This window comes from Rhodococcus sp. 27YEA6, from assembly GCF_044908235.1.
In the GTDB taxonomy this organism is placed as follows: Bacteria; Actinomycetota; Actinomycetes; order Mycobacteriales; family Mycobacteriaceae; genus Rhodococcus_F; species Rhodococcus_F qingshengii.
On the sequence record NZ_JBIYCY010000044.1, the window covers coordinates 1 to 9,815 of the forward strand.

General features: G+C 59.6%; 9 protein-coding genes and 2 pseudogenes. 3 read left to right on the forward strand and 8 right to left on the reverse strand.

What is annotated here, in order from left to right:
• Nucleotides 1-845 precede the first annotated feature (845 nt).
• Nucleotides 846-1,037, forward strand: coding sequence for an IS3 family transposase (locus ABH939_RS32700; RefSeq protein ID WP_151097107.1), 192 nt, complete (start codon nucleotides 846-848; stop codon nucleotides 1,035-1,037).
• Nucleotides 1,038-1,132: 95 nt separating this feature from the next.
• On the opposite strand, the pseudogene ABH939_RS32705 reads toward ABH939_RS32700, so the two are convergent.
• From ABH939_RS32705 to ABH939_RS32715, 3 genes and pseudogenes are all read right to left on the reverse strand, one after another.
• Nucleotides 1,133-1,294 (reverse strand): annotated as a pseudogene (locus ABH939_RS32705) (transposase); the annotation flags it as partial.
• A 44-nt stretch (nucleotides 1,295-1,338) separates the two neighbouring features.
• Entirely contained in the window at nucleotides 1,339-1,686 is a 348-nt protein-coding gene (locus tag ABH939_RS32710) for a nuclear transport factor 2 family protein (RefSeq protein WP_151097108.1), read from the reverse strand.
• Entirely contained in the window at nucleotides 1,683-2,321 is a 639-nt protein-coding gene (locus tag ABH939_RS32715) for a TetR family transcriptional regulator (protein WP_151097110.1), read from the reverse strand. The genes ABH939_RS32710 and ABH939_RS32715 overlap by 4 nt, the downstream gene beginning before the upstream one ends.
• A gap of 87 nt (nucleotides 2,322-2,408) precedes the next feature.
• Between ABH939_RS32715 and ABH939_RS32720 the strand changes: the two genes are divergently transcribed.
• Nucleotides 2,409-3,650, forward strand: coding sequence for an NAD(P)/FAD-dependent oxidoreductase (locus ABH939_RS32720; protein WP_243580779.1), 1,242 nt, complete (start codon nucleotides 2,409-2,411; stop codon nucleotides 3,648-3,650).
• A 953-nt stretch (nucleotides 3,651-4,603) separates the two neighbouring features.
• Nucleotides 4,604-5,395 carry an SDR family NAD(P)-dependent oxidoreductase gene (locus tag ABH939_RS32725; RefSeq protein ID WP_151097112.1) on the forward strand — a complete coding sequence of 264 codons (792 nt, stop codon included), beginning with the start codon at nucleotides 4,604-4,606 and terminating at the stop codon, nucleotides 5,393-5,395.
• A gap of 232 nt (nucleotides 5,396-5,627) precedes the next feature.
• Here the strand turns inward: ABH939_RS32725 and ABH939_RS32730 are convergent.
• The 5 genes and pseudogenes from ABH939_RS32730 to ABH939_RS32750 form a co-directional block, all read right to left on the reverse strand.
• Nucleotides 5,628-5,813: pseudogene (locus tag ABH939_RS32730) on the reverse strand (citrate/2-methylcitrate synthase); the annotation flags it as partial.
• Nucleotides 5,810-6,136, reverse strand: a complete 327-nt coding sequence (locus ABH939_RS32735; protein WP_151097379.1) for an acyl-CoA dehydrogenase family protein — start codon at nucleotides 6,134-6,136, stop codon at nucleotides 5,810-5,812. The pseudogene ABH939_RS32730 and the gene ABH939_RS32735, both read right to left, overlap by 4 nt.
• A 433-nt stretch (nucleotides 6,137-6,569) precedes the next feature.
• Entirely contained in the window at nucleotides 6,570-7,457 is an 888-nt protein-coding gene (locus ABH939_RS32740; RefSeq protein ID WP_151097114.1) for an NAD(P)-binding domain-containing protein, read from the reverse strand.
• Nucleotides 7,458-8,322: 865 nt separating this feature from the next.
• Nucleotides 8,323-8,694 (reverse strand): hypothetical protein, encoded by a 372-nt coding sequence (locus ABH939_RS32745; protein WP_151097116.1) that lies wholly within the window; start codon nucleotides 8,692-8,694, stop codon nucleotides 8,323-8,325.
• Nucleotides 8,695-9,502: 808 nt separating this feature from the next.
• Nucleotides 9,503-9,815: hypothetical protein (locus tag ABH939_RS32750; RefSeq protein ID WP_404650731.1), on the reverse strand; the 313-nt coding region annotated here is incomplete at its 5' end.

Genomic DNA, 9,815 nt, shown 5'->3' on the forward strand with positions numbered 1-9,815 from the left:
CCGCAGACAAGGGCCAGATCGGGCGGCAGAAGGTCTTCGACGGACTTATCCAGCGACTCGACGACACGGGCACTTGACATCGATCACCCACATAATTCGGCTTTCTCCGCGGAGGAGATCGACCGCCCACAGCGCTGATCGTGGAATTCGTCGCTTCTCATCGCGGCGAACTCGGGGTCGATCCGATCTGCGCGGCTTTGCGCGAGACGGCCGCCCGGATCGCACCGTCCACGGCCCGAGCTCACCTGAGCCCGCAACGAACCGAAATCGGCACGTGCGGTGCGCGACCGCCAGGTTCTGTCCGAGATCCGGAAGACTCATGCCGACCACATCGGGGTGTACGGAGCCCGCAAGGTGCACGCGAGCGTGAAACAACAGGGTATGTCGGTGGCCTGATGCACGGTGGAGCGATTGATGAAATCCGATGGACTCCAAGGGATACCACGGGTGAAGGTCGAAAAACCGCACACAGCGACGGTGTCGAGACACCGCGGCCGGCCGATCGGGTGCAGCGGCAGTTTGTCGCCGATGCGCCCAATGTGTTGTGGGTGGCGGACCTGACCTACATTCGTGCTCACTCGGGGTGGGTGTATGCCGCATTTATCCTCGATGTTCTCCCGGATGATTGTGGGGTGGCAGGTGTCGACGTCGATGCGCACCGATCTGGCCTTCGACGCGTTGAATGTGGGGTTGTGGGCGCGGCGACGGGCCTGCCAGGATGTTGCCGGGTTGATTCATCACAGCGACGCGGTGTGCAGTATCGAGCTGGGCCGTACACCGAGCGCCTCGATCAATATGATGCAGTGGCTTCTGTTGGCTCCAAAGGCGATTCGTATGCTAATGCGGTGGCGGAGGCGTTCAACTCGTTGTTCAAGGCCGAGTGCGTTCGCAATCGGGTGATGCGCCCGCGTGGAGGTTGGCGGGGTGTGGGAGATGTCGGGTTGGCGGTCGCGGAGCACATCGACTGGTTCAACCTCCACCGCTTGCATGGCGAGATCGACCATGCCCCACCTGTCGAGTACGAGGCCGCCTACTGATCGAGCCACACGGCGATCGACTACCGCCCGGCACCGGTCCTCGCTGGGGCTGGAACCAGATAGCCGAGCCCTCCGCTGAACTCGGTGCGCTTCAGTACGCCGGCAAACGCCCACACGAAACCGACTGCGGCGAGGCGATTGTTCTTCACATGGCGATGGGTGACGCTGGTGCTGCGCCCCGACGCCCGTGTGACGGGCTCAGATCCGGCGAACGACTTGAGTCCACGTGCGTCGCTGAATCTGCCACGGTACTGACCCGGAAACCGAAGTCAGCCTCGTCGGCACAGCATGTGAACCGATGCTAGCCGTTCTTGGACAACATATTCCAGTAGTCGCGGTTCGATACAATCTTTCCCCCGCGAAGGCTCCCGACAGACGAGCCGCGTAGGCCGTGCGGGTGCATTACCCACTCGACGGCGAAGGTGTCACCGTTGACGAGACCGACCTTCACCTCGTACGTCGCTCCGGGCACCCGCTCGATCGCGCCTTCGACAAACAAACGGGCCTGATCTACACCCGATGCGACGTGGCCGGTGGGGACGTCTTCGAGCACTACATCGGCGTCGAACCACGCAGTGATCGCATCCGCGTCTGCGGAGTCCCAGGCCGCGTAGTAGTCCTTCATCCAGGACAAATCAGTGGTGGTCATCTTTCAATCTCCATTCGTTGCTTTCGCTGATCTTCGGGTGAAGTCGATGGAACAGCGGTACCGAGAATTCGCCCCAAAGCGGATTGAAGCGAGGAGCTTCCACTTGTATGGGGACCCACCCGCCGGGCCGTAGCCAATGCGGGGTGGACTATGTCTTCCTCGGCCAGGCCACGGGTCGCCAACCAGCCGACGAATAATAGATAGGTTGCCGTGAAAAGTTCGACGGCTTCTTCCTCCGAGAAGCCCCCGCTTCGCAAGATCCTCAGAGCTGTTTCTGTGAGCCGTCCGGCCGCCACCGACGGTCCGACAGCAGTGAGCGCGTGTAGGCCGGTCCCCGGATATCGGAGAAACGCTGCATCCATATCCATGACGAGGCGGACGTACTGATCGAACCATGTGGCTTCTGGGTCGACCGTGATATCGATCTGCGCTGTCACTGCCTCGACGACACGGTCGGCTAAATTGCCCGCTCCCCGCAAATGATAGTGAATGGCCGGGGCCGTCACCCCACATTCTTGAGCCACGTCACGCACTGTCATGCGCCCGAGCGACGAACGTTCGACGACACGCATGGCTGCCTCGACGACATCGGTCGTGGATATCGGTGACGATTGCGTTCCACCGCGACTTCGCATTTTGATCGCCTTTCGATCTAGCAACTTTCCGCCCATTATGTCATAGTAAATGGATTCCATTAACTATGAGTAAATGAGGAGTGTGGAGTGCCAGAAATCGATAGCGACATCGTGATCATCGGTGGTGGCGTGGCGGGATGCGCACTTGCTGCACGCCTGGCGGCAAGTGGACTGAGTATCACCGTCCTCGAGCGCGAGGCCACCTACCGCGATATGGTCCGCGGTGAGGCGATGGTGCCGTGGGGTTTTATCGAGGCTACCGAACTTGGTGTAGCCCAAGCGATTCTCGAAGCGAACAGCATGTCGGTGATCACCAGGATGGTCCCCTACGACGAAAACTTGAGCGTCGATCAAGCTCAACGAATGTCCAAAGACTTGTCGACGACTGTTCACGGCGCACCTGGCGTGATCGGCGTCGGGCACCCAGAATTACGTGAGGCACTTGCCTTGGCCGCGACAAAGGCCGGCGCCACAGTCGTCCGCGGCATACGACGCTGCACTATCGAAGGAGGCCCACACCCGTTGGCAACATACGAGATTGATGGAGAAACTCGAACCGAACGGTGCCGTCTCATCGTGGGCGCCGACGGAAAGCAGTCCAGCACACGGGCCGCTGCGGGCGTGAGCCTCTCGACCTCAGTAGCCCGAGTCAAGTTGTCCGGCATGCTCGTTGACGACGGCGGCGTCTGGGATCGCTCCGTGACCACGATTGCCATTGCGGGTAGAAACCAGTACATCGTGATCCCTCGAGCAGATAATCGATTGCGCGTCTACGTGGGGCGCAGCGCGAGCGACCCGGAACCACTCCGCGGTCCGGCGACGATTGCGGAATTCATGGAGTCGTACCGAACACCAATTTTCCCGAATTCCGATGAACTCGCCGAGGCGACGCCCATCGGGCCGTGCGCGACGTTCGCGATGAACGACGCGTGGACAGATACCCCGGTGATACCCGGGGTGGCCTTGATCGGCGACGCCGCGGGCTGGAGCAACCCCGTCACCGCACAAGGTTTGAGCATCTCGTTGCGAGACGCTCGAATTCTCTCCGAAGCGCTACTCGATAACTCCGCCTGGACACCACGGAGCCTCGCCGGCTATTCCGAGGAACGTGCTGCACGGATGGCACGGCTGCGATTCGCCAGCGCATTGACCGACTTAGTGGCGGGTTTCGGAATTCCGGATCGCGCCGCTCGGCAATCGAGAATGCGTCGAATGCTCGGCCAACGCCCGGAATTGGGTGCAGCCCTAGGTGCCGTGCATTCCGGCCCCTGGGCTGCGCCTCCCGAGGCGTATTCACCCGACATTCTCACAACGCTGGCACTCGCCTGAGCCTCCCATCTCGATACCTAATTCGCTTATGCTGCAGCAACATTAAGTATACTCATGGCGTCTTCCGCGACAGCGAACATCGAGAATTCCAGTGAAATCCACCTGCAACTTGTGCGAAAACAGCACAGATCAACAGATTGTAGGCATACTCCGCCGCGATCCGTGACGCTGTCTGATACCTCATCGTCCGATCGTCGTTGAGGCCTTCCATGCGCCCTTGACCCAATAGCCGTCGAACCGTTTGTGGATGATCCTGATCCCCTACTTCACCTGATCGAATCCACGGGCCCGATCCTGCGTCCTGTGTGACAAGACCCATCTACCCTGTCACAGCCTAAGGATTGATAATCGCAGCATTGGTACTCGACAGAACGGATGACAAGATCCGTAGCTGGCCGACGTGTTGTAATCCGAACCTTGTTGTCCGCCAATGATAGAACGTCAACGAGGGTCGGTTCGATCTTCGGTCCCACGACAGCGGGGGGCTAGCCGAGTGCATGTCGGGGAAAGGTATGGAAAATCGACCTGGTAGGTGCTCGACTGATCGAAGTTCTCCCGGGCCAACATCGAGGCCACTTTGAGAGCGGCATTGGGTCCGCTTGCCTCTCTCCGCCACCGCCGCTGCGGAGGTAGCCCCTGCTCCACCGTATGCAGTTGCGGCGAAGTTCACTACGGACAAAACCAAGGCAAACTCGGTATTGACTTGACTATTTCTACGATGATTCATACCGCATCCCGTTCTTGTGGCCATCCACTGGGAGGACCCAACAGCACACGAGCGAAGGCGCCTCAACATCTGACACTGATGACCATTTATATGGCGTGCGTCACCTGCCAACAAGGATCGAAACTAGTTCGATTAAGGCACATTGAACTAGAGGCTTTCCTGAAGGAAAACGTAATGCTGTACTTTCTGTCATACCTGTCACTTCTTGACGAAAGCGTGGACACCAATGGATCTCCTCATCCGAAACAAGAGCTATCTCGTGGTCGGAGGGACAGCCGGGATGGGCCTTGCGGCGGCACGTGCTCTGGCCGCGGACGGCGCATCGGTCGTCGTGGTCGGCCGCGATGGTGGGCGCGCCGAGAAAGCTGCCGCCGAGGTTCTCGGAGCCGGTGCGTCGCGTGCATTCGGGCTGTCCTGCGACGTCAGCGCCACAGGTGAGGCAGAGCGCGCGGTAGCCGAGTCCGTAGCTTTGCTCGGACGCCTCGACGGGGTTGCTGTGACAACTGGAATCCTCGGCAAGGAACCAATCGAAGCGCCCGACGAAAACTGGATCGCAGCCTTCCACGATGTGCTACTGGGAACCACCCGAACGGTGGAATCAGCTCTGCCCCATCTGATTACAACGCGCGGAACAATCGTCACTACCGCTGCCTACTCAGTACGTGCGCCTGAAATAGCGCGCCTCCCTTACGCATCGCTCAAGGGCGCGGTGTCGGTGTTCACCAAAGGAATCGCGAAGGCTTACGGGCGTCACGGTATCCGAGCCAACTGTGTCTGCCCCGGCGCCATTGAAACAGATGCACTGCGGGCAATCCGGGCACACGTCGCACAAGAGCGCGGATACCCGTACGAAGAAGCGCTCGAACGGGTCATGGTTGAAGAATGGGGATTGAATGCCGCACTCGGGCGGCCCGGACAGCCGGACGAAGTCGGGGAATTGATCGCGTTTCTCCTCTCACCGCGCGCCGGGTACCTCACCGGCGCCCTGGTCAACATCGACGGTGGCACCGACTTCTGAGATCGTCCAGACAAAGACGTTCAGTAATTCCGTCTGCAACCGCCCCGTTACCTTCTTCAAAGTCCTCGGAATCCGGGGGCTACGGTCGCCAGGCCTGGCATGACTTCTTGCCCCTGTCATCCATGATCCGGGGGTGGTGTCGCCGGGTGTGGCGGCGTCGATGGACCGCTGATAGACCTCCGATCAACGCAAGATGCGAACTGCGAACAATCACAGCTGGGAAAGATTATTCCGCAGTGACCATGCCGAAGGTGACCCTCTGTCCGACCAGGTCTTCGATGTCGACACCGCGGTAGCGCAGTGCGCCGCCGTCCTTGTCGGGTTCTGCAATATCGCTGGTGAAGGCGACGACGCCTTCAAGGCCGCTGACGAAGTCCTTCGGTGTCTCGGAAGTAGACGTGCTGTCGGTGATGGTCATTGTTGTTCTCCTCGTTGGTGAGTGCACCTGGTCGCAGTCAGCACTTGTTGGGTCAGCGGGTCGCGGTCGGGACTCGCAGTATGAGCGCATCGCCCTGCCCGCCGCCGCACGGACGGGACGGCATTGAATCGGAAGTCTCGCGCATCCGAGCCGCAGTGGGCCTCCGGTATCTCGAGACCCAACAAACATTGATTTCCAGCCTCACGCCAGAGATCTCGATCGAGTGGGCTGCCGCCTACAAAGTCGTCCACTTTCGGGCAGACGTGCCTGGCCACGAACCTAACCACCGATGTTCGAATTTCGCCGTGGTTGCCCGCGAAAATATTCGATGCATGAAGGGCTCTTCTCGCGTCGTGTCGGCGAGGTCAAGAGTCAACGCGACAGGCATCGTAGTGAAGCCTTCCTCGAACAACTCAATGGCCGAGGCGGCGTCAGAACGGCTTAACGTGCTTCGCAGTACACAATCGGACTCCCTCTGGAGTCAAACACGTAGTTACGCAGTCCAACTTTTGTTGGGTACACCTCAAACCCTCCGGCAGCATTCCCCGGAGCGCACCGATCTGCCATGCACTAGAAAGGATCGACTCGGTTCATTGCCGACCAAACTCAACCAACGGATCCGCCAGACGTTCGACTGGGAAACCCCAGCCGAACGTCTCAACAAATTGTTCGTTGTGACGACCGGGTGAATCCGAAAGTCAATGGGATTCGATAACGCGGCACCGCGCGATCATGTCGTTCACTATTTCGAGTGCACTAGTCACCCGCAGGTGTCACGTTCGCCGTCTTGAACTGGCTGTGAAAACCGAGTTCGCCGTATCCCGCCTCCCGAGCAGCTTCGAGATTCTCGAGTAGGGCGCCGAAGTAGGCGGCTCGGTTACCGGACTCGAGCATCGTGTCGCGCCAGTGAATCACCGCCGCGTGGTATGCGTCAACTGTCGATTGATCGCTTTCCCACAATCCGTTTTCCAGCAATTCGATCGACGCATGGATGCTGTGGCGCAGCAAATCGATCATCTTGTCGGCCCCGGCGATCAGATGCTTCGGAGCGATACCTCGCGACGCCACGTATGCGGCGCTCTCGAGGAACGCTCCGTACCCCACTGAATAAACCGCGCCGGTGACGGCGGGGTCGATGACGTTGGGGGCGTCCAGTTGGGTGCCGACGTAGACATAGGCGGCAGGGGAGATGATCTTCGCAACGGGTTCGAGCGTCGCCCACACTCCGTCGGCCGCGGCATACTGGACGATCGCGGTATTGGTTCCGATGTCATCGGGGTATGCCGAGATGACTCCATCGGCGTACCCACCGCCTTGGGATGCGAGGTAGCCGCCGAAGGCCAGTGCGCTGTCCGGCGTGCCCGTGCTCAGATTGACGAAGACCTTTCCATTCCAGTCGATTTCGCTCTCTGCTGTGCGGACGAGGTCGAAGCCCATTGTCGAGGACAGTACGTGGCAAAGGGTGATGTCGCTGGCGTTGATCGCCTCGGCGACGGAGTCTGCACGTTGGGCCCCCTTCGCTACCCGCGGTGCGGACTTGACGGCTGATCTGTTCCATACGGTGACCGTGTGACCTGCGTCGATCAGTGTGCTGGCAACCGCTGATCCCATGAGACCGGTGCCGAGGACGGAGATAGTAGACATGATGGTGTCGCTTTCGATCGAAAGTGGATTCCATCCTGCGAATCCCGCGGGATGTTGGGGGATTTTGACGATGCTCCATGGTGGCGCGTCGAAGGGTGTTCGTTTCCATGGGTCGGGTAAACGGGCCGCAGTGAAGCCGAATCACGGTAGCGGTTGCGGTAGAAGGAATGTCGTCGTCACGTGCTCGTGCCGCGGGGCCGGGTGGCGGCAGCTTTTACTTCCCGACGCCGGTATCTGGGGTTACGCTTTCCAGAAGGGAAAGCGCACGTTCCCCGCCTGAGCACTGGTCCTGTTCACGAAGTTCGGAACAGAACCAGTGCATCGTCAACGCCCTTAGGCGGCGCTAAGCGCAGCGATGCCGGCGACAACTGCGACTAGTGCGGAGAGTAGTCCAGCGACGGCGCCGATCTGGCTCAGTTCGGTAGCGGATGAACCCATGAGAAGCTCCTTCAGTAGTGTGAGATTTTCGAACAGTGGCATATATGCATGTCGGTGTAGTTAGTCGTTCGCCCTCCTTTTCCCGTCCGCTTCGTTATCCAGAGCGGCACGGGTTATGTCGGTGTTCATCCAACTGGATGCTCTGGCATCGCCATTTCGAGTTTGGGTGTTCAGCTCCGGAGGCCAGTGGATGGAATCCACAGGACACCTCATGAACATCGACGTCGTAGCTTTTCAGTTAGATTGGGGTGTCCGGAGTCATTCGTTCACGCGTCTCCGAGCCCTGGCTAACGATCGCCGCGATACCACCTCGCCGATCCTTTCGAGATTTGCGAGAAGCTAAGTTCGCTTAATTTCGTTGTTTAACAGTGGGATTCAGCGTGTCGGCGTCCGGAACCGGTAGTACCGAAGTCAGAGGGTTGCCGAGTCAGACAACTTCCTGACGACCGATTCGCGCGTAAGTCTCTGGCTTACGCCTTCTGAGCAGGAGCGCGTACCCGACTCCCAGCAGAAGTGCAGCAATGAAGATTCCGATCAACAGGTTTGCGGCGGTTTGCGATCCACCGACCAGGAATGCGGCGTTCTTCGTCGCCAGCACGAGGGCGATGGCGAAGCCGAGACCACTCAGCATGGGGGCCACCGTCGTCTTCCATTGACTGACACCATGTCTCGGATGCTTTCGGAAGTAGAGGGGAATAGAGATACTTGTGAGGAGAAGCAAGACGATGAGGGCATACAGCGCGATTCCCGCCAGCTTGGCGTAGAGAGCGTTGCCATCGGCACCAATCAGAAGCACCACAACCAGAAAGACTACGGCAATGCCGCTCGCTGCCAGAGAGGCGACGTGAGGGGAACCGTGCGTCCCGTGGACACGGGCGAGCCTGGGGGAGAACACCCGGTTGTTATACAAGAAATCTGGTGCGTGCGCGTGGAAGTCTGGATCTCGATTCGCGAATCCTGAGAGCGGGCCAATCTGCGCCGCACAGCCCTACGACCGTTGGGTGCCTGGCGGATCTGGACGAATCGCACCTATTTGGGTGCGCCCATGCGTCTTGCCCAGTGTCCTTTAGGCGATGATGGAATTCAGATGGGACCGCGCTTGTGTCGTCGATGAGGGTGACGATGGTCGATTTCGTGAGGTTTTCGGGAGAGCCTCGCAGGACTTACTGAGCGTGCCGATCATCAGCCGGATCTTCACGTAGTTCCATACGCAGGCACCGAGTCAGCCGATCTTCTCTTCCAGGCCGTTCAGGGTCTAACCCGTGATTGTTGTCGAGCAGATACGCATTGGGCTCGACGACTCCGCACGCTGGACATTGCCATCCGCTCAGTACTGCGCCTTTCTGTATCCCGTCTGCGCAATCCCATGGTGCAGTCCACAGCGCCGGGACCATTCGCTCTGACCACTCTCGAAGAGCAACAACATCGCCCCGTTCGATGCCGAAAAGCGTGAGCTGCGCCCCGTTCATCCCATTTCCTGTATCAACTCTGCTGCAGGCCCGAGTGCTTCGCCTTCGTCAGTCGAATTCTTTGCCCCTCGAAGGGCAACGGTGAGGCCGGCAACGCCCAACAGGCATGTCATCGAGGCACCTGCCATGAACAGAAGATCACCCATGTGAGGGACCGATTTCGCTTGCTGGGCGGATCCACGAAATCCACGCCTCGTGTTCGTCTGCGTGCAGCGGAACAGAACCCGGATCATCTGGGTGAGCGTCCGCCCACGCTGATTGTTCCGTCACAAGGTCCGCCACCGTCGCCCATGTTTCCGGGGTGCTCGACGGGTTCACAACAGCCGCTTTGGCGAGTGCCCGGCGGGTAGCGCCACTGAATCGCTCTGGGTTCGGTGGAGACTTCTGGCCTTGGAAACGAGGATGGAAGCATGCCGAATGAACGGGTGTCAGGGAGGCCGACGATGCGGCG